The sequence below is a fragment of the Bacillus sp. AFS029637 genome (assembly GCF_002584985.1).
GTDB lineage: Bacteria > Bacillota > Bacilli > Bacillales > Bacillaceae_G > Bacillus_A.
In genome coordinates, this window is the sequence record NZ_NUPZ01000022.1 from 221,160 (window position 1) to 246,983 (window position 25,824).

Genomic DNA, 25,824 nt, shown 5'->3' on the forward strand with positions numbered 1-25,824 from the left:
GGGGCAGAAAATTATGAAAGAAAGTTTACAAACTGCTTTTTCTTGTTCTTCTTTTCTTCTCTCCTACCCTGAACTAGGGTGGAGAGAAGCTGTAACAGAATTACAAGAAGAGATTGAAGCGATTGAACAGGAAGAAGTTAAAACTTCACTTACAGCATTTATAAAACAAGCGCTAGATAAAACGAACGATCAACTTATTGATAGTTACGTATATACATTTGATTTTGGTAAAAAGACTAATATGTATTTAACGTATATGAACACCGGTGAACAAAGAGAAAGAGGTATTGAATTACTAGAGTTAAAACAGCATTATAAAACATCTGGTTTTGAAGTAACGGATAAAGAACTACCAGATTATTTACCACTATTACTCGAGTTTTTTGCAAATGCAAATGAGCAAGATAGTGAACCAATTATGAGTAAATACAAGGAAAATATACAAGCATTACACGTTCAATTAAAAGACGCAAATAGTATGTATGAACCAATTCTTGCAGCGGTTCTCCTCGCTATCGATACATGGGGTGTACAGACAAATTAGAAAGGAGAGTTGTCAAAATGATGGATCAATTTCTATGGGTGTTGTTTCCCTATATCATTTTTGCAATTTTTATCGGTGGACATATTTTCAGATACAACTATGATCAATTTGGATGGACATCAAAATCTAGTGAACTATTAGAGAAGAAAATGCTCCGAATCGGAAGTCTATTATTCCACTTTGGGATCATGTTCGTCATTGGTGGTCATGTTATGGGGATTTTAATTCCAGAGTCCGTGTACCGTTCAATAGGTATTACAGAGCATATGTATCATATTGTAGCAATTAGTTTCGGACTTCCGGCAGGTGTTGCTTCTATCGTTGGTTTAATTATATTAACATACCGCCGCGTAACAGTAAAACGTATTATTGCAACGAGTACAAAGGGAGATTATATTGCGCTTATTTTATTACTTATCGTTATGCTGGCAGGACTTTCCTCAACATTTTTAAACATCGACTCAAAAGGATTTGATTATCGTACAACGATTGGCCCTTGGTTCCGAAGTCTCTTTATTTTCCAACCAAAAGTTGAATATATGACGGAAGTACCAGTTTGGTTTAAAATTCATATTCTCGCAGGGTTGGGGCTTTTCGCAGTATGGCCATTTACAAGACTGGTACATGTATTTAGTGCCCCAATTAAATACTTAAGTCGTAGTTATGTAATTTACAGAAGACGTATTCCAAATGAATTGAAAAAATAGTTTTGCTATACATGTTTAGTAATTTATAAGAAAAGCCGAGATCTAATTGGACATCTCGGCTTTCCTTATAGGTATAAGTACTTAAATAAAATGCTAATCAATACTACAAACAGAAGCAGAGCAATCTTCACAAGCAATTTCACATTTTAAAAATTGTAAATCATGGATTGTGATTTTTCCTTTATGAATAGAAATTGTACCTTGCTTTTTTAATTCATTTAACATTCGATTTACACTTTCGCGTGAAGTTGCACAAAAATTAGCAAGTTCTTGATTCGTTAACGGTAAATCGATGAGAATCCCATTTTCCTTTAGTACACCATAACTATTTGTCATTCGAATGAGAGTAGAATACAGGGCACCTTTTTTGCCGTGTAATACTAAATCTCGGAACTTCGTTTGCATTCTTCTTAAATGTTCACTAATCCATTTCATAAATTCAAATACAAGCGCGGGCTTTTGGAGTAATGCTTTTTCTAAGGTTTCACGCTTTATTACTCCTACTTCAACATCTTCAAGGCATTTTGAGTTTAATAAATACTTCGCATTGTCCGTGAACAATGTTAGTTCGCCAATAATGTCGTATGCCGAACAAATACGGAGTGTTAATTCCTGCCCATCAGCACTTAGTTTACTAATTTGTACTTTCCCTGAGTGGATGATATAGAGTTCTTTTGCTTCCATACCTTCTTGAAAAATAAAACTTCCTTTTTTAATCTGCATTTTATATTCAACAGATGCAAGTAATTCCTTTAAGTCTTGAGATAATGTCATACTGTTTGCCACAGCAATCACCTTTCTTCTAATAAGCAATATATCTCCTATTTTGAATGTAAGTATGATGAAAATGCAAGAGATATTTTTGGAAAAAAGTGAAATTTCAATGACCGTACGGAGTAGGGCTGGAGATGTGAACAAAATTCGAACGGATTTGTGAAAAATTTTTGAATGGGGAAAGTAATGTGAGAAAAGTCACATTGAATATGTAGCTACTTTTTTATAATGAAGGCAAATAACAAAACTGAAAACTTACTAAGGATTTGAGTAGAAAAGAAGGGATATAGATGCACGAGAAGATGAGAGATTCGTTAGAACGGCCACTTCAAGATTTACGTATTTCAGTTATTGACCGTTGTAATTTTAGGTGCACATACTGTATGCCTGCTGAAGTGTTCGGAACTGATTACGCTTTTTTACAGGAAGAGTGTTTATTAACGTTCGATGAAATAGAAAGATTGGCGAGATTATTCATAAGTATGGGAGTGGGGAAAATTAGGCTTACTGGTGGTGAACCTTTGCTGCGTAAAAATTTACCGAAGTTAATTGCAAGGCTTGCGAAGCTAGACGGTTTAACGGATATTGGACTCACAACAAACGGTATTCATTTAGCAAAACAAGCTAAGCTATTAAAAGAAGCGGGATTAAAACGTGTAAATATTAGTTTAGATGCGATAGAGGATCATGTCTTCCAAAAAATTAATGGACGAAACGTAAGTACAAAACCTGTATTGAAAGGAATAGAAGCAGCAAAGGCTGCTGGATTAGAAGTAAAAGTAAATATGGTCGTAAAAAAAGGGATGAATGATAGTCAAATACTTCATATGGCTCGTTATTTTAAAGAACAAAAAATTCAGCTCCGTTTTATCGAGTTTATGGATGTGGGCAGTACGAATGGATGGAATTTTGAACAAGTTATTACGAAAGAACAATTAATAGAGAAAATTAATCGTGTATATCCGATTGAGCCTGTTAAGCCTCGTTACTTTGGAGAAGTTGCGAAAGTGTATCGATATGTAGGAAGTAATGCAGAAGTTGGATTTATTACTTCTGTTTCTGAGTCATTTTGTTCTTCATGTACGAGAGCTCGTATTTCGGCAGACGGTAAATTTTTTACGTGCTTATTTGGAACGAAAGGAGCGGATTTGCGTACGCTTCTTCGAGAAAATATTTCTGACGCATCACTATTAAAAATTTTACAACATACATGGCGATATAGAACAGATCGTTATTCAGATGAAAGAACGGCGGAAAGTACAAATAAGCGTCCAAAAGTTGAAATGTCATACATTGGAGGATAGTGAAAGGAGGACTCCCTATGCAAGATCGATATTCAAGGCAAATATTGTTTTCTGAAATTGGTGAAATGGGACAAAGAAAAATAAGAGAAAAGCATGTTCTACTAATCGGTGCGGGTGCACTAGGAGCTGCGAATGCAGAAGCGCTCGTTAGGATGGGAATTGGGAAATTGATAATTGCCGATCGTGACTACGTCGAATGGAGTAATTTACAGCGGCAACAGTTATATACAGAAGAAGATGCAAAGCAGTGCAGACCGAAAGCAATTGCAGCGGCAGAACATTTAAGAAAGATAAATTCTGAAGTAGAAATTGTACCTGTTGTAGAGGATGTTACAATGCAAGAAATGGAAGAGTTAACAAAAGAAGTGGATCTCATATTAGATGCGACTGACAACTTTGATACGCGCCTACTTATAAATGACATTTCACAAAAAGAAAATATACCTTGGATATACGGTGGTTGCATTGGAAGTTACGGTGTAACGTATACAATTATTCCGGGGAAAACACCGTGTTTTCGCTGCCTAATGGATCATCCTACGAACGGTGCAACATGCGATACAGCAGGAATTATTCAGCCAGCTGTACAGATGGTTGTTGCTCATCAAGTAACAGAGGCGATGAAAATATTGGTGGATGACTATCAGTCGCTAAGAGGGACAATGTTATCATTTGATATTTGGAACAATCAATATCTCTCATTAAAAGTAAATAGACAGAAAAAAAGTACATGTCCATCTTGTGGGAAATCACGAACATATCCAAGTCTAAAATTTGAAGCGCAGATGAAAACTGAAGTGTTATGCGGGCGGAATACTGTTCAAATCCGTCCAGGAATAAAGGGAGTTCTAAATTTAAACGAAATTCAAAAACGATTACAAAAAAGTGTACATGTTCAAAAAACGCCGTACTTACTATCATTTCTAATTGATGAATATCGTTTCGTTTTATTTACAGATGGTAGGGCATTTATTCATGGGACAAATGATGTGAAAATAGCAAAACGATTATACGCAAAATATATAGGATGAACAGAAAGAGAGTTGCTCCTTATTAAAACGAGGTGAAAAAGAATGATAGAAAAACGTATACCAATTCCAGTGGCAGAAGCAGTTGCACGTGTAATGGAATATGCTCATCAGGGTGAAACGGAAAAAGTTTCTCTTATAGACAGTTACGGAAGAATCCTTGGAGAAGATGTTGTTGCAGATCATGATGTCCCGCATTTTGATCGCTCTCCGTACGATGGATTTGCGATTCGAGCAGAAGATACAAAAGAAGCGAGTAGCCGTAACCCAATTCGGTTTGAAGTGATTGGTGAAATCGGAGCAGGTTTTGTTTTTACAGAAGAAGTGAAACCATTTCAAACTGTCCGTATTATGACAGGTGCGGCAATTCCAGCAGGGTGTAATGCAGTTGTTATGTTAGAACTAACGGAAGGATTTGAAGAAAACGAAAAGACTTTTATGAAATTAAAACGCTCTTTTGCTTCCGGGGATAACATTTCTTTTAAAGGAGAAGATGTAAAACGAAATACCACCCTTGTGAAAAAAGGGACTGTCATTAATCCTGGAGTTGCAGCACTTCTTGCTACGTTTGGTTATAGTTCCGTACATGTTGTAAAACAGCCGATTATTGGAATTGTGACGACAGGAAGTGAACTGCTTGAGGTACATGAACATTTAAAGCCAGGGAAAATTCGAAATAGTAACTCCTATATGATTGCTGCTCAAATTGAACGAGCCGGAGGAGTTGTACAATATTACGGACAATTCGCTGACGATTTTGAGACGTGTTATAACACTGTAAAAAAAGCGATAAAAGAAGTTGATATATTAATTACAACTGGTGGCGTTTCAGTAGGAGACTATGACTATTTACCTGCTATTTATGAGAGATTACAAGCTAATGTACTTTTCAATAAAATTGCGATGCGACCAGGAAGTGTGACAACTGTAGCTGAGTTAGAGGGAAAACTATTATTTGGTCTATCTGGTAATCCTTCTGCTTGTTATGTAGGTTGTGAATTATATGTTCGGCCAGTCATTCAAATATATTTGCATAGGAAAGATCCACATATTTATCGTGCAGAAGCAATTTTACAGCAAGACTTTCCGAAAGCAAATCCGTTTACTCGTTTTGTAAGAGGGAGAGTAGAAATTGTAGATGGACAATTACAAGTTATACCAGTTGGTCTAGATAAATCTAGCGCAATTTCTTCACTTGCAGAAGCAAATGCATTTATCGTCTTGCCAGGAGGAACGAGAGGGTTTGAAGCAGGAATCACTGTTTCGGTACTGTTATTAGAATCAAACGCCGGAAGTGAGTGGCCGTGGGATGAACCGCTTCGATCATATAAATAATAGAAAATAGATTGCTAACTTATACAAAGATAAGAGGTGCAAAATGACACAAACGTATTATGAAGTAATTGATACACCTATTTCAATTGAAGAAGTTACAAACAAAGTAATTCGTCGTGAGTGTGGTGCTGTTACTACTTTCATTGGCACTGTAAGAGAATTTACGAAAGGACGTCGTACACTATATTTAGAGTATGTAGCATATAAAACAATGGCAGAAAAACAGCTTGAGAAAATTGGCACCGAAGTAGAAGAGAAGTGGCCTGGGACATATGTCGCCATTACACATCGCATTGGTACATTACAAATTTCTGATTTTGCTGTTGTTGTCGCTGTTTCTACACCACACCGGAAAGCAGCTTATGAAGCGAATGAGTATATTATGGAACGCATAAAACAAGTTGTTCCGATTTGGAAGAAAGAATTTTGGGAAGATGGTGAGTCATGGATAGGTGATCAGTTAGAGAAAATAGCATATGCAAATGGTGAGCCTGGAAAGGGGATGAGAATATGATTGAAGTACTATTATTTGCACATTTACAAGAAGAAGCAAGTAAGCCAGCATTACATATAGATTGTGAAAATATTACAGTTGCTGAACTAAAGGAAATTCTTATTAAGAAATACAACGTAGCGATTTCAAGAGAGATAATGGTCGCTATAAATGAAGAGTATGCAAATGAGGATGAAATCATTCAAACTGGTGATATTGTAGCAATGATTCCGCCAGTAAGTGGTGGTTGATTCTTTTCATCCTAATCATGTAAGGACGTGATTAGGATGGAGGGAATGAATATAACTATGCATACATAGGAGGGAACAGGATGAAAAGTCCTAATTTTCAATTAAGTTTACAAACTTCTAATCTAGTTATCGGTTTTATGGTGTGGGTTATTTTATCATCATTAATGCCCTATATTAAAGTGGATATCCCATTAACTGCGGGACAAATTTCTATGGTAACAGCAGTACCGGTTATATTAGGTTCTGTTCTTCGCATTCCGATTGGTTATTGGACAAATCGTTTCGGAGCAAGAAAATTATTCTTTATTAGTTTTATTCTATTATTATTTCCTGTCTTTTATATTAGTGTTGCCGATTCAATGATGGATTTAATTATTGGTGGTTTATTCGTCGGAATCGGTGGGGCGGTATTCTCAGTAGGGGTAACTTCTTTACCGAAATACTTTCCGAAAGAGAGTCATGGTTTTGTAAATGGTATTTACGGTGTTGGTAATGCGGGGACAGCAATTACTTCATTTTTAGCACCTGTAATTGCGACATCAGTTGGCTGGAGAACGACAGTACAGTGTTATTTAGTTTTACTTGCAGCGTTTGCACTTATGAACTTTTTATTAGGCGATCGTAAGGAGAAAAAGGTGAACACACCATTAATGGAACAAATAAAAGGTGTATATAAAAATGAAAAGCTTTGGTTTTTATGTATCTTTTACTTTTTAACATTCGGATCATTTGTCGCATTTACAGTATACTTACCAAACTTTTTAGTATCTCACTTCGGATTAGAGAAAGTAGATGCAGGTATGCGGACAGCCGGGTTCATCGTACTCGCAACAATTATGCGTCCGATTGGTGGTTGGCTCGGTGATAAGTTTAATCCATTTAAAATATTAATCTTCGTATTTATCGGATTAACACTTTCAGGTATTATATTATCATTTATGCCTAGCATGAACGTGTATACATTTGGTTGTCTACTAGTCGCATTTTGTGCAGGAATTGGAAATGGTACAATCTTCAAACTCGTTCCAATGTATTTCTCAGAACAAGCTGGTATTGTAAATGGACTCGTTTCAGCTTTAGGCGGACTAGGAGGATTCTTCCCGCCGCTAATTTTAACATTACTATTCCAACTAACAGGTCATTATGCAATTGGATTTATGGCATTATCAGAAGTCGCACTTGCTTGTTTAATCATTACTGTGTGGATGTATAGCCAAGAGAAACTGTTAGTGATGTTAAAGAATCATTAATAAGGAAAAAGAACCATCCCAAAGTATTCTGGGATGGTTCTTTTAGTAATAGGCTTCAACACATTCTTTTATGACCAAATTCTTTAGTAAGGCTAATGGATATTGTGAAATAGTACACTTAAACGAAAGAATACAGTTTAGGTCGATAAGATAAAATTATGAATTTGTATAAATAATCTATAATTTTCTTTAAGAGTCATATTTGCTATGTTAAAGAAAAGGGAGGGATATGAGAATATTAGATGTACATTTTCGTATTATCGATTTTAATTTTCTAATTATTGATAACTAAGGAGTGTTTCCGCCTAACTTTGTTGTAGAAGATTATCAGATTGATGCAATAGAATTGTCCAAAGTTGCATCCATTTTAGTAAAGGGTTTAATGAAACTATAATATATTTGGAATGAGGTTTTACATGTTTGTTTTTATTATATTAGACGTAATATTACCAATATTACTATTGATGCTAATTGGTGCAATCTTACAAAGAAAGTTCCAATTTAACTTAAAGCAGCTATCTACACTTATTAATTATTGCTTGATGCCAGCGGCTGTATTTGTGAATATATATGATATTCGTATAGAAACGGGTTTGTTGCTCCAGATAATGTACTATTTAATGCTTTATAGTCTGAGTCTGATCATAGTAAGTCATTTCATTTCAAAAATATTAAAGTTAGAAAAAGGAGAAAGTGCAGCCCTAAAAAATAGCATTTCGTTAATGAATTCCGGTAATTATGGGTTACCAGTAAGTCAATTGATTTTCAGTCATAATCCAGTGGGGGTTTCCATTCAGATTTTTATTGTTATTTTCCAGAATCTTTTAACTTATTCATATGGGATATATAACTTACTATCAACAACAAAAACAATCGGAGGTATTATTCAATCATTTCTAAGACTGCCTGTATTTCATGCGCTCGTATTAGGGGTTCTCTTTCAATCTTTTACAATTCAATTACCTAATTCTATCTTGCTACCTCTTAATCAGCTTGCGAATGGTTTTGTTGCAATAGCACTCATATTGTTAGGGGCACAATTATCCAACATTAAGCTTAATTTTTTCCATCGAGTCATAACATGGGCTTTAATTGGAAGGTTACTGATGGGACCATTATTAGCACTTGCCATGATCTACCTACTAAACATCGATGGTATTGTTGCACAATCATTATTTATTGCAAGTTCTTTTCCTACTTCAAGAAATACATCGACCATTGCTATGGAATATCAAATAGAGCCTGAATTACATGCACAAATCGTTTTATTTTCAACACTTTTTAGCATTATTACAGTAACTGTCGTTATTTATTTTTCATATATTTTGTTTTGAATATACGAGCAAAAATGAATAGATTTGAGGCGGTAAATGATGGACGGAAATCCCATCGATATGAGAAGAAAGCGGTTTTTGATATATTGGGTGTCGTTTACAATTGTACAATGTCTGATAATCAAGCGGCTTAATTCAAAAAAAGGAAACTCATTAGGGGTTATTTCGTATGCAAATCTTTAAAGCATTTACATATATACTTGCGAAAAAAGACACAATCTCGCTTGTCATGTAAAGTTACATGAGCTTAGGATGATAGCAATGGGTGAAAGTGTCAAGTAAGAATTTTATCTTTATTGATTTTATGCGGTTTTTCCTCATAATTGTAATTAAGGGGGATGATTCTAATTTGAGTGAACAGAATATTAGCACAACAGTTTCGGGAGATTTGATTGTTACCCATCTAATTGGCCAGATTAAAACAGAGGATGTGTATGAATGGTTTAATGGTTTCGAGCAGGTTTGTCAGCAATTCATTTCCGAAGGGCGGAAATACAAATTGTTGGTGGATAGAAAAGGATACACGCCAAATCATTTTTCTGTTCAAAAAGTATGGAAAGAGAAGTTCTTCAATGAAACTATTTTGAATCATAGTAAGGCAATTGCATTTCTTCTTGAAAAAGGAGAGATACTGAATTATTTACAGCAATCTAATACGAAAGAATCTGTAAAATTTTTTGATGATTATGAACAAGCGTTAATTTGGTTGGATGAATATCAAATGTAAAAACTGAATTGAACCAGTTGCTCGTAATATTGTATTTGTCATACAATTCATTAGTTTACAAGTTGCCAGCACCATTCATTTTCTTCGTAATTTGCTTGTGAAACTTTAAAAAACAATATCAAAATAAAAAGGACAAACGTTTCTAAAAAACGTTTGTCCAAAGGTAATTACTATTTTAGCTAAGTGATAGATTACAATTTGTGAGTACGAGAAAGCTTTTTTATAAGTTTAGGAAGTATAGATGTTAATTCCTTTTTCATACGCTTCGTAAACGATGGATCCTTACCTGAAGTTGAAATCGTTACAACATATTCACCATTGCGTATGACACCAGGTGTGTGAAACGATGATTCTGTACCATCACTTACAACGTTAACCCATTGAAAATCATGGGAGGCCTGTTTGACCATCATATTTACATCATGTTGATTTGTAGCTGCATAAATAAGGTGAGCATCTTTAATATCATCATGAGAAAAAGTTTTTTGTTTCCAATTAATATAAGGAAGTTCCTTCATTTCCCCGCAAATTTCTGGGCTAATAACGGTGATAAAAGCACCTGTATCTTTTAATCCAGACGCTTTTCGATATGCGATTTTACCTCCACCAATGATAACGACCACTTTATTATGTAGATTAAACATAAGAGGGTACATGATATACATACACACATTCCTCCATTCGCTCTAATAATGTTAATTTCATATATGTATCAAACTGAAGGCAGTTACAAGTCGTAACGTGATCATATTTTTTTGTATGCGACTTAATTTTTTGAAGTAACAATCCGGTAAAGAGAAGGTACGGCATGACGTATACATGAGAAGCAGTCGATGTTATAGTCTTGAGTTCAGTAGTAAAAGAGGGCGTTCCTTTCGTTAAAAAGGAACAACTTACTGACATACCAAGTTTTCGTTCGACAGCTGCTCCGATTTGTTTTAATTCATGTATTGGCTGTGGATCACTACTGCCTCGTCCTACGAGTAAAATACTACTCTCTTGCATTGGCATAGCTTCACGTATTCTTTTCACTACAAGTTCCACCATATGTGGATGTGTACTAAAAGGTGGTACAATTGAAAATGTGATATGTGGATATTTCTTTTGCATTTTCTCTATCTCAAAAGGTATATCACGTTTATAGTGAGCTGCTGCAAATAATAAAACAGGTACAATCATTATTTCGGTTGCGCCCTCTAGTATTGTTTCTGTAACTGCATCTGAAATAGTAGGTGTTGTTAGTTCCAGAAAAGCTATTTTTTGAATTCTTTCGTTACGTTCCTTCATCATAGATTGAATAAAGTGAATGAATTGTTTGTTACCTTCTTGGATCCGGCTCCCGTGTCCAACATATATAATTCCTTTCATTGTCTCACCATGTCTTTCTTCATAATAATTTCTTGTAATGAATGATCTACGTTATGAAGTCCGACTTTATTTGCATATTGCAAAGTTGAAACGTCGGTATACGAGAATGGGAGAGTAAAAATATTGATAAAACCAAGTCGTTTTATTTCTGATAAAAATGCATCAATTGAGGCACGTCCTTCAAATACGATGCTATCCCATGAAAATTCAGAAAGCATACGAGAATGAATTTCATCGAAGCGATGATCAATTGTATACTCATGAGTCATCGTGTAGGATCCTGCACCAATTTTTTCTTGAATAAAAGCAATGCGGTTAATGTTTCGACCTAAATAAACAGTTGTATCGGAAGAGAATGTTGCTTGTTGACTTAATAGTCCATATTGCATCAGTTTTTCTTGAGTGTTACCGTTCATGTGCTGCAGTTCTGCCTGTAAAGTACGAATATCTTTATGATATTTACTGCATGATCGCATTAAGATTTCTACACTTTCAGCTGAACAAAATACAAGCCGATTAACGTTAAAAATTTCATTGATTTGTTCAGGTGTTAATGTGTATTCTTCCTTTTTAAAAGTTGGAATTTGATATATTTCTGCACCGGATTCTTGTAATTTTTGCTTCATTAAACTTGTTTTATTTGTTGCGGATGCAAATAAAACTTTTTTACCATGTAATGGTTTACGTTCTTTCCAAGCGATTTGATTACGTAAGGAAACGACATCACCAACAATTGTCATTGATGGATTAGAAATATTTTCGTTTTTCACGATAGGAACAATGGTTGCAAGTGTTCCAGTGGCAACGCGCTGTTTACCAGTTGTACCCCATTCAATGACTGCTACTGGCGTATCTTCTTTCTTTCCTGCTTGTAGTAAGTTTTCGCAAATTGTAGGTAAGTTTTTTATACCCATGTAGTAGGCGATTGTGTCGCTATTATGGGACGAATTATATTTTCCATGATCGGCTAAAGGACCTTTTGCATGCCCAGTTAGTAAAGTGACGCTATTACTGTAGTTACGGTGGGTGAGGGGGATACCTGCATAGCTACTAGCGGCGATGCTAGATGTAATACCTGGTACGATTTCATATGGAACATTCGCTGTTGCTAAAGTTTCTGCTTCTTCACCAACACGGCCAAAAATAGATGGATCTCCGCCCTTTAATCGAACAACGATTTTTCCTTCTTTCGCAAATTGAAGAAGGTGGGCGTTAATCATTTCTTGTCGCATAATATGATTCTTTGGCATTTTTCCGCAGTAAATAAGTTCACATGTTTCTTTTGTATAACTAAGAAAGAAAGGGTTTAATAAACGGTCATATAAAACGATATCTGCACGCTTTAAACAATCTATCGCTTTCTTTGTAATAAGCCCTTCATCACCTGGTCCTGCACCAACTAAATATACATATCCGTTCATAATCGCACCTCATCTATTTTTATTTAAAAGGAAGCCAGGGGGAGGCTTCCTTTTGTAAATTACATGTATATATAAATGTCACCATCAATAACTTCTATTTCATATGTTTGAATACAGCCGTCATCAGGTTTTTGAACTTCACCTGTTAGTAATGAAATTTTCCAATCATGTAGTGGACAAAAGACGAATTCACCAGATACAATTCCTTCGGCTAATGGTCCGTTTTTATGAGGACAACGATTTTCTACAGCTCGAATATCGCCATTTGAAAGGCGGAATAGGGCGATAGACATACCTTTCATTTGTACCTCTTTACCGATTTGAACAGGAAGATCTTCTGCACACATAACTTTTATTTTTTCTTTCGTTTGTATCATATAAATCACAGCTCCTTATTTCACAGTTTCTACTTCATACATCGCTTTTAATGACTTCGTTTCTAATGCTTGTCCCCATGCTTCGGTATAAGTGCTACGGGCTGTTTGGAAGCGTGCATTTAGCGTGGTAACCATACTTGCATCTTGTAGTATTTCTTTTATGTGATCGAAGCCTAAACGTTCTGTCCAGTAGGCAGTACGCTCTCCGTAAATACCAGTTTCACGATAATATTGCATGTAAGCTGTAGCGATGCGAAGGACATCATCTTCAGTAGGGACAATCATTACAAAATCAGCTTCACGTACCTCTGTACCACCATTTCCGCCAATATAAAGTTGGTATCCATTTTCGACACAAACAACGCCAAAATCTTTCGTCAGTACTTCCGCACAGTTACGCGGACAGCCCGTTACACCCATCTTCATTTTATGAGGTGTATCTACCATTTCTAATGATTGTTCAAGTAACATACCAAGTCCTAATGAATCTTTCGTACCGAAACGGCAGAAGCGAGAACCAACACATGATTTTACATTACGAAGCGATTTTGAATACGCATATCCCGAAGTCATATTTAAGTCAGCCCATACGTTAGGTAAATCTTGTTTCTTAACACCATATAAGCCGATTCGGCTCGCACCTGTAATTTTCACAAGAGGCACATCGTACTTTTTCGCAACTTCAGCAATTTTCATTAAATCATCTGCTGTTGTAACGCCTCCGTACATACGTGGAATAACAGAGAATGTACCATCGTGCTGGATGTTACCATTCATTCTTTCATTAACGAAACGGGATGCTTTATCATCTTCATATTCTTCTGGAATCGCCATACGTAAATAGTAGTTCAAAGCAGGACGACATTTCGAACAGCCATCTTCATGTACAAAACCAAGAACATTTCGTACTTCTTTTGGAGATTTTAAACCTTTCTCGTGAATGGCCGTTACGACTTCATCTCGTGATAAACTTGTACATCCGCACATACCAGCAGACTGCGCAGAAGCATCAAAGGCATCTCCGAGTGTATGAGATAAAACTTGTTCCACAAGCGGACGACATTTACCACAAGATCCTGCGGCTTTCGTGCATCCTTTTACCTCTTCAAAAGTAGTTAATTCTTGCTCTAAAATGGCATGAACGATTGTACCTTTCGTAACACCATTACATCCACAAATCGTGTCATCCGCACTCATTGTAGCAACGTCAAGTTCACTTTCTTCACCAGCTTTGTGAAGAAGGGAAGCGGTTGTATATTCTTGTATATCTTCTTCTTTCTTTAACATGCTAAAGAGTCGTGTACCATCAGCAGTATCCCCGTATAAAACGATACCAACGACTTTATTGTCACGAATTAATACTTTTTTATAGGAACGTTTACATTCATCAAAGATTGATATTGCTTTCGTTTGATCATCTTCATAAATTTGGCCAGCAGAGAATAAATCACAACCAGCGACTTTTAATTGCGTACCAACGATACTGCCCGTGTATCCATTCGTTTGTAAATTCGTTATATGTTTCGCTAATATTGTGCCTTGTTCATAGAGAGGGGCAACAAGTCCATATGCGATACCATCATGTTCTGCACATTCACCAACTGCATAAATGGATTCATCATTTGTTAGCATATAGTCATTGACTACAATGCCGCGATTGACAAGTAAACCAGCATCTCTTGCTATTTGAGTATTTGGGCGTATTCCGACAGCCATTACGATTAAATCACAATCTACAACTTCACCATCTTCAAATTGAATGCCCTCAACATGTTCTGTACCAAGAATTTTTACAGTTTTCTTTTCCATTAGAAACTTCATGCCTTGTGTTTCTAAATCTTCACGCAGAAGAGAAGCTGCTTTCGTATCTAGTTGTTGCTCCATTAAGCTAGGCATTAAATGAACAACATGTACGTCCATTCCTAAGTCAATAAGGCCTCTTGCGGCTTCTAAACCAAGTAACCCACCACCAATGACAACGGCCTTTTTCTTTTCTTTAGCGGTATCAATCATAAACTGTGTATCTTCAATAGTTCGAAATCCTGTTACACCAGAAAGAGTGGAACCTTCAACAGGTAAAATAAAAGCGCTAGAACCTGTTGCGACAATGAGTTTGTCATATGTAAGAGTACGATTCTTTTCTGTGATAATGATTTTTTCTTCTCGGTTAATATTCTGAACTCTTTCATCTGTATACAAGGTTATCTCATTTTCCTCATACCAACTGTATTCATTCATAATGATATCTTGCATATTTGTTTTTCCTTGTAAAACATGAGAGAGCATAATGCGATTGTAGTTTGGATGCGGTTCATCTCCAAAAATAGTAATCTCATATAAATTACTATCATGTTTTAATATTTCTTCTATACAACGTATGCCAGCCATACCATTTCCGATCATAACTAAACGTTTTTTCATTTTCGTTTCCCCTTTTTATGTGAAATATTGAACAAAGGATTATATTTTTATTATAGAAAATCAAAAAAGGGGGAGATGTGATATTTATCACATCTTTATAATAATTCACAAATTGTTAAAATTCGGATTTGTGTGAGGGGGATGTGGATATTTTTCGCAAAATGAAAAAGCAGGACATAAGTATGTAAACTCATGTCCTGCACTTAATTTATGCTCTCGTAATGGCACGTGGAAATAAAATATTATTTTCTAAATGAATATGCTCAAATAAATCAGACTCTAGCGCTTCAAGACGTTGGTAAACAAGGCGATAAGTGCCACAAGCTCCTTCTGGAGGAGTAAAGTCATTTGTCACTTTGCGAAGTTCTTTTATAATATTTCCAGCGTGATTATGTTCATTTTCTAATTCATCTACTACTTTACGTAACTTTGCATAGTTTTCATCAGTTGGATTTTGTTCGAATTCTAAAATTAATGGGAAATCTTCCGTTTCTTCTTTAATTAAATGTTGTTCTAGTTCCATCTTAAGTTCATGAAATAGCGTATGAATTTGAGCTAAATGAGGCTGACTTGCCCCGTGAACGCGTAATACTTTCGTCACATATGGACTTAGCTGTGGCAATTCTTCATTTAAATAGCGATGATGCTTATTAATTATATAATCAATCAATTCGCGATAAGAAGCATTTTTCCAATCAATTTCAGATTCGTTTAATAGTTTTGTCTTATGATAAAGCGTATTTAATTCTGAAATTACTTCAGAAGCTGATAAATTTCTTTCATTAATTGCATCAATAAGTGGTTTATTACCACCACAACAAAAATCTATTCTATATGATTTAAAAAGATCACTGGATTTCGGAAATTGTGTAACAATCTCACCGACAATAGAAGTTTCAGTAAATGTATGTTCCATATGAATGCCTCCATAAAGTTTATTGTGATAACTAAACTAAGAATAGCAATATACGAAAATGAGTGTGGTGATATAAATCACTTAATATGTGTCATTTTTGAGAATAATAATATGAAATTTATTTAAGGACGCATCTGAAAAAAGGGGAAGAGATATTAAATATAAGACGTTACAGTAAAAAAAGAAGCTTCTATTAAGCTTCTTTTTTTATTATTATTCGCATGCGACTCCATCGCCTTCTCTATCTAGTTTACGACTATATCCTGGTTGACCTTTATATAAAGGAGCTTTCCCGGCAGCTCTAACTGCGGCACAATTTGCGTAGGATACATTACTAGTATTTCCTGCATCTGGTTGCGCTTGGGCTTGCTGCGCTTTTTGCTGTTCTTCTTGTTGTTTACGAGCTAGTTCATCAGCTTGGCGTTTCTGTTCCTCTTGTTGTTTACGAGCCTGTTCATCAGCTTGGCGTTTTTGCTCTTCTTGCTGTTTACGAGCCTGTTCATCAGCCAGACGCTTTTGTTCTTCTTGTTGTTTACGAGCTAGTTCATCAGCCTGGCGTTTTTCATCTTCTTGCTTACGAGCTAGTTCCTCGGCTTGGCGTTTTTCGTCTTCTTGCTTACGAGTTTTTTCGTCCGCTTCTTTCTTTTCTAGTTCTTTTTTCTTTTCGTTATCTTTTTGTTCTTCATTGTTTGAGGCAACTTTCTTGCTAGTTGCTGTTGTTTTTTCAGAAGAAGGAGTTGAAATACTTGTTAGCGCAACAAAAATGACAAACAATACTGCTGTAATGATAAATTGTTTTTTTGCTACACCGGTTTTCTTAATTACAGATAAAAGTGCTAGAACAAGGAAGAAAATAAATAAGACAAAACTTAATATAGTAAAGAATTCAACAATTGGGTGATTAGAAGTTTCTACCCCAGTAATTATTAATACAATTGAAATCATAAAAAGAATAACGGTAGGACGCCCATATTGTTTTGCTTTTCCATTTTTCTTAAAGAATGAAATGATACATAAGATTAAAAGAATGATAGCAATTAAAAATAAAGCTGCGCCAATATTACTCAAAATAGCCATTTTTATACCTCCATTTGTAAGATTTTCACTATTGATTATATAGGAACTTATTGGATATTACACGTTTTATATAAATTTAGAAAATTAATATTTTTAACAGAATAATTAACAATTAATTTTTATATTAAGAAAAATGGATATAATTACTATTACTTTTTGAAATAAGTTTCATAAATTATAGTATATCGATTGAAAGGAGGAGAGCTGAATGGAATTTCAATTGGTAGTAAATTGTGTATTACAAGAAGGTAATGCGTACTTTTTAGTAACGAAAGTGGACGATGTTATTACGTTAAAAGTACCGATTACAGCAGGAGTTGCAGGATTATTTTTAGCTTTTGGTGTACCAAGATGTTCTTAATTTAAATCCCTATAGTAGAAAGAGGAGGACAAGCCTCTTTCTACTTATACATAATTATATTATGTGAACTACGATACTATTTTTGTAATAGCACGTTTAAAAGGGACATGCATATACTATAATGTTTCATTTGCTGTAATTGATGAACACTAGTCTTAAGAAATGTATGGAGTGAATTTTTTAAAGTTATGAAAATAAAAGAGGTGCTATTATATATGAAAAGACGAACATTTGATATTCCAGTTGTATTGCGAAGAGAGTGGTTTTTAATAGAATTAGCCCATTTAACGAAAAAATATGGAATTGAAATTGCAACTAGCAAAATGGAATATGCACCGTTTTTAAGAGATCAGGTTACGGAATCCCAAATAGGGGCAGGGTTACAATACGATAAATATGATGATGAATATATCATTGATTTATAATAAAGAAGCTACGTATAAAGGGTTATGAATAAGAGACCTTTTATACGTAGCTTTTTATAGTAGAGAAATGTATTGAGAAAATTTTTATGCGTTTACTGAGTAAAGGAATGAGTAAATGATGAGAGAATAACATTTCATAAGAAAGGACAGTTACTATTTATTTTATCTACAAAAATAAACTAGAGTAAAATTAGTGCTTCCTTTCAAAAAAGGGGGAATGTTAATGAGGATTTTGCAAAGGTGTATGATACTATTTCTCGCATTTATTATTATGGCTCCATTGGTTGTTAGTACGAAAGTAGAGGCGGAGGGAGTAAAAGAGCTTAAAACTGGATTTCCTGATCAAGAAGTATTTACACCTGGAGAATGGTTTTTAGGTCAAAAGCCAACTAATTATGATGAGAGTAAGCCTCCAATCCTTTTTGTCCAAGGAAGGAATGGTAATGCGGATAGTTGGTATGGAAAGACAGTATATCACGATATAAATGATATGTATGATTATGCTTTGAAAGCAGGTTATCAAACCGTATTTATACAATTATATGATGCTGCGGGGAAAGGATCGGCTAGTCAGTGGGACAACGGAAAATTGTTAGCGCAAAAACTTGAAGAAATATATAATCATTTCGGTAAAAAAGTTAATATTGTAGCGCATAGTAAAGGTGGTATCGATACACAAGCTGCATTAGTTGGATATGGAGCGAATCGATTTGTTGGAAATGTTATTACACTCGCTACACCGCATCACGGATCGAATTTAGCAGATTTATCATATAGCTGGTGGGCAGGTTGGCTTGCTTCTATATTAGGTCAAAAAGATGATGGTACGTACTCATTACAAATAGGAGAAATGGCAAAATTTCGTTCTACAATAGATAATAATCCTGCAGTTAAATTAAACCGTTACTATACAGCTACTGGTACAAGCTGGGGTCCCGTCTTTTCTGCATTATCTATGGGTGGTTTGTATTTGTCATCGTACGGTTCAAATGATGGATTAGTGAATGAGTGGAGTGCTAAGTTACCATATGGAACGCATTTATTTACAGATTCAAAGTTTGATCATGACAATATACGAAAAGGGTCAGCTGTTTTCTCACGAATTGAACCATACTTACGTACAGCAAATGTAGGCGTGCCAGCTTTAGTAGCGCCGAATTATAGTTCTGATGAGAAGGTAGAACAGTTAAACACAACTGCTAATCAAAATATTATAGGAGGGGAATTGCCGCAAAATCAGTGGATAGAGCAAACTGTGGCGGTTGATAAAAAGGCAGAAGGGATAGTTTCTGTACTAACTGCTTCTTCTCATGTAGAAATACAACTGATGTCTCCAAAAGGAAAAGTATATACAAACAAAGATAGCGTTATAACTACTGGTGAAGGTGAATCTTTCTTTAATGGGGCGACAATTAGAACATTTAAATTTGATAAAATGGAAGCAGGAGAATGGAAAGTTAAAATGATGGCGAAGCAATCAAAAGATGCTTACCTAATTGTAAGCGATTACAAGAATGGGGCGCCATTTGTTCTTCAAATGCCATCAAAGGTTAAAGTAAACAAATCAGAGTATAAACTTAAAAAATCTCCTACAGCACCTGAAATGAAAGGTAATCTTTCAATAACGGTAAGAGTCGTAAATAAAGAAGGGAAGCTAGTATCTGAAAGCAATGAATTACAAAATGTTAATACAGATACATTTACAGGCGCTTTGAAAGACATAAAGGAACCAGGGGTATATAACGTAACGATGGATATAAAAGGGACGAATAAAGAAGGACAACCATATAGTCGTACGCTAGTTAAGTCGGTTTATGTGGAGAAGTAAGATAGAATAAAAATGTATTAATATAAAAGTGCAGAAACCTTGTGTTAAAAAGATTTCTGCATTTTTTTCGTGTGTATTATACGAATAGAAAAGTGAGCTTACGTTCTATAAAAGGAGCTAGATTTCTGTTATTTAAATATTTGTATAAAAAGGTTTTTTGGTTGTCGGTTTTTATTTATGCAGTCGGGCAGGAAGAAGACGAAAAGTATCGAATGAATGTACTTAAATAGCATTGTTTGCTTTTGGTGTGAATAGTAGTTAAAGATATGTTAAAAGATTTTAAGCTGTAACAAAAGAGGGATTAAATAATAGAGGGAGCAACTTACATGGAAAATATATTAAAGGTATCTTCAAAATCAAGTCCAAATTCAGTCGCAGGTGCAATAGCAGGTGTACTAAGAGCAAGTGGCAATGTGGAGATTCAAGTGATTGGGGCTGGTTCTTTAAATCAAGCAATTAAAGCAATTGCGATTGCAAGAGGATTTGTCGCTCCAAGTGGTGTTGATTTGACTTTTGTTCCAGCATTTCAAGAGATTTCTATTAATGATCAAGAAAGAACAGCAATTAAATTAATTGTAGGTCCTAGAAAGAAAAGGTCTTAATAAAGAATATTAATAAGATGTAGTTTGAAAGGGGCGATAGAAATTGGCCTTTTTCTTTTTGATTTATAATTCTATGCATAATGTTATAAAGTCGCATTCTTAGTAATAAACATGAATATAACAAATGAAAAGTGTCACAAATGCTTATATAACAGGCATCTGTGACACTTTTATAGTTTTATATAATATAAAATATTCGTGTGTTATAGGGGGCAGCTGGATTTCAAAATGAATGTTCGTTATTTTATCAATATCAAAAAAGAGAAGCGCTTAATCAGAGCGCTTCTCTTAATGCCAATATACAATAACTATTCCATTATAATGTATAAGCGTAAAATATTTAATAATTACTTTTGTGGTAAAAATTTCATTTTGTAGAGAAATGAGGTAATTTATGGTGGGCATTGAAAAGGGAATGTTTGTATTAAAAAAGAGCAGACTTTAGCCTATACATAAAAGTGCTGGAATTGTTCTAAAGGAGGGAATATCTGAAATATAAATATGATTGAGAGGAGTGAAGTAATAATAGTTTGACATATTAAGCACGCATCTCCTTTTTAGTACATGCTATGCGAAGAATAGGGGGAGGATTGGAAAGTAAATTGTGGATGTGTAGATAGGAGAAAGGAAGGTGAAAATAGAAAAACCGCCTATTTAAATGACGGTTTTTTTAATTTCTATGTAACTAGAATTTATTTTTAGATAATGCCTTTAATATAAGGTTTATGATTTTACTAAGTAAACGAAACGCGTTAAAAATAGACCTCATAACCTTCATAGTACTGTCTTCTAATATCAGATTTTCTATTTCAAAGTCTGATATTCCGGCTATCTTTGGAAAACTTTATGTTTTTTAGCTTAAATCAATTATATCTATAAAATCAAGAAAAATTCTGTTATAGGATGCGTCAGTGCAAGTTATTAAATTCTTTATCGGATTTATGTCAGTTACAGTCATATATCTAGTTAGCAAATGACCATCTCTATAATAAGTAATCGATATCTTCTCTTCAGAAAGGTATGCACATAATAACTTGTTTTCAATCATTTCTTGTTCGTCTTGGGTTAATGTAGGACGCTCCACTTTTGTTTGTTTTTTTATAATCTTACCAATACCGATGAATTTCTTCGGTATCGAAGCGGATGGAGTCTGCTTAACTATTTCTCTTCTTTTTGACATGTTTGTATATCCCCTTAATTGTTATAAATAACTGTATCATTATACAGGTTTTTGGAGATATGTGTATTATTTATGAAATAATAAAATGCATACGTAGGGATTTTTGGTTCCACATATAATCAATACGGATTTAACTAACCATGATTTTTATATAAGTGTTTACCTATCGTGAGTAGGCGGACGGTATATAGAGTGTTGGTAGCACTTTATATACATGCTGTGCTCTTTTGTTTTTTGATTAATAGATGCCCACAAAAGTACCCACAAAACGCCCACGAAATAATGAAACAATATTATTTGTTTTGAGTTTCAAATTTTTAAGATTCCCTATAAATAGGGGTTTCGTGATTACTTTGATATGTTATTAGGGTGTGAAGCTTGATCCGCATAAAAGTTCAACAATGAGAACGGTAATACCTATTTATCAAGATGATTGTAATTCAAGATTTATCGTAGAAATTTATCTTAAATGAATTGTTTTTAAAATGAAAATCGACCTAATACAGTTGAATTAAAAGGCTATTATTTGCTCACAAATAATATAAAAACACGCGGGAAAATATGAAATACCTTTTGGAATAGAATATAATATAACAAATAAAAAGTGCTGCAAATGCTTGTATAATAGGCATTTGCAGCACTTTTATAGTTTTATATAATATAAAATGAACAACCCTAAAACTGCTCATTCTTCTCCCAAGATTCTACAATATAATGCGCAATCGTAGGATTAAATCCTTTACCAACTAAAAACATAATCGCAGCAACTTCTGTTAAAGCATGTTTGTGTGATGTATGTTTCGCTTCATTTAAACCGTAATCTACCCAAGGTTTTACGAAATCTAATACAGGTTTCTTTAAAGGTAAAAACTGTGTACCGACAACTTGTTGAATTTGTTGTTGCGTTGGTTCTGTAATTGGTCCAGGAGGTAAGATTTGTGGTTGTGTAATATCAAGTGTCGGTCCTGGTGGTAAAATTTGTGGTTGTGTCGGATCAATTGTTGGTGGTTTAGGTGGTGAGACACGTGCGTCATAGTTTGGTTGATACATTTGTTGTTGGAATGGCGTTTGTTGTAGCTGAGTTGCGTATGGATTTTGTTGAAATTGTTGTTCTTGAGTTTGCGGTGCTGCATATGGATTTTGCTGATATTGTTGTTCTTGAGTTTGTGGTGCTATATATGGATTTTGTGGATATTCGTAACTTGGACGTGTGCCATATGGATTTTGCTGATATTGTTGTTCCTGAGTTTGCGGCGCTTCATATGGATTTTGTGGATAATTAGCTTCTTGATATTGCGGTGTTGCGTATGGATTTTGTTGAAATTGTTGCTCTTGTTCTTCATATTGTTCTGTATATCTTTGTTCTTGTTCCTGTTGCTGAGGGTAAAATGGTTGCCTTGGGTAAGGCGGTTGATTATTATAGAACATATTTATTCCTCCTTCATGATAATGCCTACCACCTAGTGTATGGGCGGACAAGAAAATATGTGATGAAAAAATGCGGGCGTGTTACAATAAGTAACTGGGTGAAGATAAAATGACAAAACAAGAAAAAATTCAAAAAACAATTACTTTTGTAAAACATATTTTAGAAAAAGATGCGAGTGGGCATGATTGGTATCATATTGAGCGTGTACATAAACTGGCGATGTCTTTATCTGAGCAAGAAGGTGGAAATCGTTTTATAATTGAAATGGCGGCATTACTTCACGATGTGGCAGATGAAAAGTTAAATGAAAGTGAAGAAGCAGGAATGAAAAAAGTTTCTGATTGGTTAGAAGAGTTACGTGTTGAAGAAGAGGTAAGTAAGCATGTTCTTCATATTATTGCAAATATGTCTTATAAAGGTGGCCATGGCGGCGCTGTTGAGTCACTTGAAGGGAAGATTGTTCAAGATGCGGACCGTTTAGACGCCCTTGGAGCAATTGGAATTGCACGTACATTTGCATACGGCGGAGCGAAAGGTAGATTAATGTATGATCCAACTATTCCGCCGCGTGAAGTGATGACGAAAGAAGAGTATAGAAAAAATAACGATCCATCTTTAAATCATTTTTATGAAAAATTATTGAAATTAAAAGATTTAATGAATACGAACGCAGCAAAACAAGAGGCTGAAGTTCGTCATCGTTATATGGAACAATTTATTGAACAATTTATGAAAGAGTGGAATGCACAAATATGAAAATGTTAACTGTGGAGAACTTATCGAAATCATATGGAGAAAAACCGTTATTTGATGGATTATCATTTAGTATTGCAGAAGGACAACGCGCAGGTATTATCGGTGTGAACGGTACTGGTAAATCGACCTTATTAAAAATTATTGCAGGGGCTGAAATTCCTGACACTGGCGATATGACACATACACGTGGATATACGATTAGTTATTTATCACAGCAACCGGATTTTGATGAGAATTTAACGGTACTAGAGCAAGTTTTTCATGGTGATACACCGTTAATTCGTTTGCTTCGTGAATATGAAGAAGCATTATTACATATTGAAAAAGATCCAAGCAATGAGAAAGTTCAAGAGCGATTATTCGCAGTTCAACAGCGTATGGATGCGATGAGTGCATGGGAAGCAAATGCGAATGCGAAATCGTTATTAACGAAGTTAGGTATTACTGATTTTACAGCAACTGTTGGAAATTTATCTGGTGGACAGAAAAAACGTATTGCGATGGCGCAATGCTTTATTGAAACGCCTGATTTATTAATTTTAGATGAGCCTACGAACCATCTTGACCATGAGACAGTTGAATGGTTAGAAGAATATTTAGCAAGATACACGGGTGCAGTATTGCTAGTAACCCACGATCGTTATTTCTTAGACCGTGTGACGAATCGTATTTTCGAATTAGACAACGGAAAGTTATATAGTTATGAAGGTAACTACAGTACGTTTCTAGAAGCGAAAGCACTTCGTGAAGAACAAGAAATTGCGCAAGAATCAAAACGCCAAAACTTATATCGCCGTGAACTAGCATGGATTCGCCGCGGGGCAAAAGCTCGTTCAACAAAACAAAAAGCACGTATTCAGCGTTTTGACGAATTAAAAGGACAAGAAGGACCAGCTTCAAAACAGTCAGTTGATATTGCACTTAGCGGGAGCCGTCTTGGGAAAAAAGTACTTGAGTTGAAAGATGTAACGAAAAAATTTGGCGATAAAACGGTACTACATAATTTTAATCATATTGTAAAACCAGGCGATCGTATAGGGATTATTGGAGCGAATGGAAGTGGAAAATCTTCTTTATTAAATATGCTTGCAGGTAAGATATCTCCTGATAGTGGTGAAATTGAAGTTGGACAAACAGTCAAAATTGCTTATTATACGCAAGAAAATGAAGAGATGAATTTAAATCAACGTATGATTGAATACATTAAAGAAATTGCAGAAGTCATTCATACGACAGATGGAAAAGTAATCGGTGCGTCTCAAATGTTAGAACGTTTCTTATTCCCGCCACATTCACATGGTACACCCCTTGGTAAACTATCTGGTGGTGAAAGAAGACGTTTATACTTATTACGTATATTAATGGGAGAACCGAACGTACTATTACTTGATGAACCTACGAATGATCTAGATACACAAACATTAACAGTACTAGAAGATTATTTAGAAGATTTCCCAGGTGTTGTTTTAACTGTATCGCATGATCGTTACTTTTTAGATAAAGTAGTTGATGAATTGTTCATCTTCACTGGCGAGGGCGAAGTGCGTGAATTTCTAGGTAGTTATACAGATTATTTAGAGATGGAAAAAACGAGAGAGCTTATTGAGAAAGCGGAAGTGCAAAAAGAGAAAAAAATAGTAGAAGAAGCACCGAAACAACAACGTAAACGTAAACTTTCATATAACGAGCAGCGTGAATGGGAAACAATTGAAGATACTATTGCAGAGCTTGAAGAAAAACTTGAATCGCTTGGAGAAGAACTTGCGAATGTTGGTTCTGATTTTACGAAAGCGCAAGAATTGTCTGAAGCACAGCAGAAAACAGAAGAAGAGCTAGAGAAAACGATGGAAAGATGGAGCGAATTATCAGACATCGTTGAAGGTTTAAAATAAAAACAAGCAGCATATATTGAAAAG

The 25,824-nt window shown here is 35.0% G+C and carries 26 protein-coding genes; 16 read left to right on the plus strand and 10 right to left on the minus strand.

Annotated features, from left to right (window positions below; all coding sequences use genetic code 11):
• Positions 1-13: 13 nt before the first annotated feature.
• Positions 14-544: a nitrate reductase molybdenum cofactor assembly chaperone gene (gene narJ / locus COE49_RS10655; RefSeq protein WP_098252292.1), complete on the plus strand. Its 531-nt coding sequence runs from the start codon at positions 14-16 to the stop codon at positions 542-544.
• Between the two features lie 17 nt (positions 545-561).
• Positions 562-1,251 carry a respiratory nitrate reductase subunit gamma gene (gene narI / locus COE49_RS10660; protein WP_098252293.1) on the plus strand — a complete coding sequence of 230 codons (690 nt, stop codon included), beginning with the start codon at positions 562-564 and terminating at the stop codon, positions 1,249-1,251.
• A 93-nt stretch (positions 1,252-1,344) separates the two neighbouring features.
• Here the strand turns inward: narI and COE49_RS10665 are convergent, their stop codons facing one another.
• Positions 1,345-2,037, minus strand: a complete 693-nt coding sequence (locus COE49_RS10665; RefSeq protein ID WP_098252311.1) for a Crp/Fnr family transcriptional regulator — start codon at positions 2,035-2,037, stop codon at positions 1,345-1,347.
• Positions 2,038-2,315: 278 nt separating this feature from the next.
• Between COE49_RS10665 and moaA the strand changes: the two genes are divergently transcribed.
• The 8 genes from moaA (at position 2,316) to COE49_RS10705 (ending at position 9,747) form a co-directional block, all read left to right on the plus strand.
• Entirely contained in the window at positions 2,316-3,329 is a 1,014-nt protein-coding gene (gene moaA / locus COE49_RS10670; RefSeq protein ID WP_098252294.1) for a GTP 3',8-cyclase MoaA, read from the plus strand.
• A gap of 17 nt (positions 3,330-3,346) precedes the next feature.
• Positions 3,347-4,360: a molybdopterin-synthase adenylyltransferase MoeB gene (locus COE49_RS10675; RefSeq protein ID WP_098252295.1), complete on the plus strand. Its 1,014-nt coding sequence runs from the start codon at positions 3,347-3,349 to the stop codon at positions 4,358-4,360.
• 42 nt (positions 4,361-4,402) lie between these two features.
• On the plus strand, positions 4,403-5,692 hold the full coding sequence (locus tag COE49_RS10680; protein WP_098252296.1) for a molybdopterin molybdotransferase MoeA: 1,290 nt from the start codon (positions 4,403-4,405) through the stop codon (positions 5,690-5,692).
• Positions 5,693-5,735: 43 nt separating this feature from the next.
• Positions 5,736-6,206, plus strand: coding sequence for a molybdenum cofactor biosynthesis protein MoaE (locus tag COE49_RS10685; RefSeq protein WP_098252297.1), 471 nt, complete (start codon positions 5,736-5,738; stop codon positions 6,204-6,206).
• Positions 6,203-6,436 carry a molybdopterin converting factor subunit 1 gene (moaD, locus tag COE49_RS10690; protein WP_098252298.1) on the plus strand — a complete coding sequence of 78 codons (234 nt, stop codon included), beginning with the start codon at positions 6,203-6,205 and terminating at the stop codon, positions 6,434-6,436. Before COE49_RS10685 ends, moaD begins: the two co-directional genes overlap by 4 nt.
• Before the next feature lie 80 nt (positions 6,437-6,516).
• A complete protein-coding gene (gene narK / locus COE49_RS10695; protein WP_098252299.1) occupies positions 6,517-7,686 on the plus strand; it encodes a nitrate transporter NarK in 1,170 nt (389 codons plus the stop codon).
• Between the two features lie 416 nt (positions 7,687-8,102).
• A complete protein-coding gene (locus tag COE49_RS10700) occupies positions 8,103-9,020 on the plus strand; it encodes an AEC family transporter (RefSeq protein WP_098252300.1) in 918 nt (305 codons plus the stop codon).
• A gap of 304 nt (positions 9,021-9,324) precedes the next feature.
• On the plus strand, positions 9,325-9,747 hold the full coding sequence (locus COE49_RS10705) for an STAS/SEC14 domain-containing protein (protein ID WP_240522822.1): 423 nt from the start codon (positions 9,325-9,327) through the stop codon (positions 9,745-9,747).
• A gap of 191 nt (positions 9,748-9,938) precedes the next feature.
• Here COE49_RS10705 and COE49_RS10710 read toward each other — a convergent pair whose 3' ends face one another.
• The 7 genes from COE49_RS10710 to COE49_RS10740 all read right to left on the minus strand — a co-directional run bounded on the left by COE49_RS10710 (position 9,939) and on the right by COE49_RS10740 (position 17,327).
• Positions 9,939-10,412, minus strand: a complete 474-nt coding sequence (locus tag COE49_RS10710; protein WP_098252302.1) for a precorrin-2 dehydrogenase — start codon at positions 10,410-10,412, stop codon at positions 9,939-9,941.
• Complete coding sequence (locus tag COE49_RS10715; protein ID WP_098356894.1) at positions 10,384-11,115, minus strand: sirohydrochlorin chelatase; 732 nt, start codon at positions 11,113-11,115, stop codon at positions 10,384-10,386. The genes COE49_RS10710 and COE49_RS10715 overlap by 29 nt, the downstream gene beginning before the upstream one ends.
• The gene (locus COE49_RS10720) at positions 11,112-12,536 is read right to left on the minus strand and encodes a uroporphyrin-III C-methyltransferase (RefSeq protein ID WP_098252304.1); all 1,425 of its coding nucleotides are present in this window, start codon (positions 12,534-12,536) and stop codon (positions 11,112-11,114) included. Before COE49_RS10720 ends, COE49_RS10715 begins: the two co-directional genes overlap by 4 nt.
• Before the next feature lie 59 nt (positions 12,537-12,595).
• Entirely contained in the window at positions 12,596-12,913 is a 318-nt protein-coding gene (nirD, locus tag COE49_RS10725) for a nitrite reductase small subunit NirD (RefSeq protein ID WP_098252305.1), read from the minus strand.
• Positions 12,914-12,928: 15 nt separating this feature from the next.
• A complete protein-coding gene (nirB, locus tag COE49_RS10730; protein ID WP_098252306.1) occupies positions 12,929-15,334 on the minus strand; it encodes an NADPH-nitrite reductase large subunit in 2,406 nt (801 codons plus the stop codon).
• A 208-nt stretch (positions 15,335-15,542) separates the two neighbouring features.
• Complete coding sequence (gene ric, locus COE49_RS10735; RefSeq protein ID WP_098252307.1) at positions 15,543-16,250, minus strand: iron-sulfur cluster repair di-iron protein; 708 nt, start codon at positions 16,248-16,250, stop codon at positions 15,543-15,545.
• 213 nt (positions 16,251-16,463) lie between these two features.
• A complete protein-coding gene (locus COE49_RS10740; RefSeq protein WP_098252939.1) occupies positions 16,464-17,327 on the minus strand; it encodes an excalibur calcium-binding domain-containing protein in 864 nt (287 codons plus the stop codon).
• A 208-nt stretch (positions 17,328-17,535) separates the two neighbouring features.
• On the opposite strand from COE49_RS10740, the gene exsG reads away from it, so the two are divergent.
• The 4 genes from exsG to COE49_RS10760 all read left to right on the plus strand — a co-directional run bounded on the left by exsG (position 17,536) and on the right by COE49_RS10760 (position 20,543).
• Positions 17,536-17,688 carry an exosporium protein ExsG gene (gene exsG, locus COE49_RS10745; RefSeq protein ID WP_088230430.1) on the plus strand — a complete coding sequence of 51 codons (153 nt, stop codon included), beginning with the start codon at positions 17,536-17,538 and terminating at the stop codon, positions 17,686-17,688.
• A gap of 215 nt (positions 17,689-17,903) precedes the next feature.
• On the plus strand, positions 17,904-18,113 hold the full coding sequence (locus COE49_RS10750; RefSeq protein ID WP_140417336.1) for a hypothetical protein: 210 nt from the start codon (positions 17,904-17,906) through the stop codon (positions 18,111-18,113).
• A 223-nt stretch (positions 18,114-18,336) separates the two neighbouring features.
• Complete coding sequence (locus tag COE49_RS10755) at positions 18,337-19,941, plus strand: esterase/lipase family protein (RefSeq protein WP_088230428.1); 1,605 nt, start codon at positions 18,337-18,339, stop codon at positions 19,939-19,941.
• A gap of 326 nt (positions 19,942-20,267) precedes the next feature.
• Complete coding sequence (locus COE49_RS10760) at positions 20,268-20,543, plus strand: stage V sporulation protein S (RefSeq protein WP_088230427.1); 276 nt, start codon at positions 20,268-20,270, stop codon at positions 20,541-20,543.
• An 853-nt stretch (positions 20,544-21,396) separates the two neighbouring features.
• Here COE49_RS10760 and COE49_RS10765 read toward each other — a convergent pair.
• Both COE49_RS10765 and COE49_RS10770 read right to left on the minus strand, forming a co-directional pair.
• Complete coding sequence (locus COE49_RS10765) at positions 21,397-21,723, minus strand: YolD-like family protein (RefSeq protein ID WP_088230426.1); 327 nt, start codon at positions 21,721-21,723, stop codon at positions 21,397-21,399.
• A 675-nt stretch (positions 21,724-22,398) separates the two neighbouring features.
• Positions 22,399-23,151: a hypothetical protein gene (locus tag COE49_RS10770; protein WP_098882504.1), complete on the minus strand. Its 753-nt coding sequence runs from the start codon at positions 23,149-23,151 to the stop codon at positions 22,399-22,401.
• Between the two features lie 109 nt (positions 23,152-23,260).
• Here COE49_RS10770 and COE49_RS10775 point away from each other — a divergent pair, with 109 nt between their 5' ends.
• The gene (locus COE49_RS10775; RefSeq protein WP_098882503.1) at positions 23,261-23,908 is read left to right on the plus strand and encodes an HD domain-containing protein; all 648 of its coding nucleotides are present in this window, start codon (positions 23,261-23,263) and stop codon (positions 23,906-23,908) included.
• Entirely contained in the window at positions 23,905-25,800 is a 1,896-nt protein-coding gene (locus tag COE49_RS10780; protein ID WP_098252938.1) for an ABC-F family ATP-binding cassette domain-containing protein, read from the plus strand. Before COE49_RS10775 ends, COE49_RS10780 begins: the two co-directional genes overlap by 4 nt.
• The last annotated feature ends 24 nt before the right edge of the window (positions 25,801-25,824 follow it).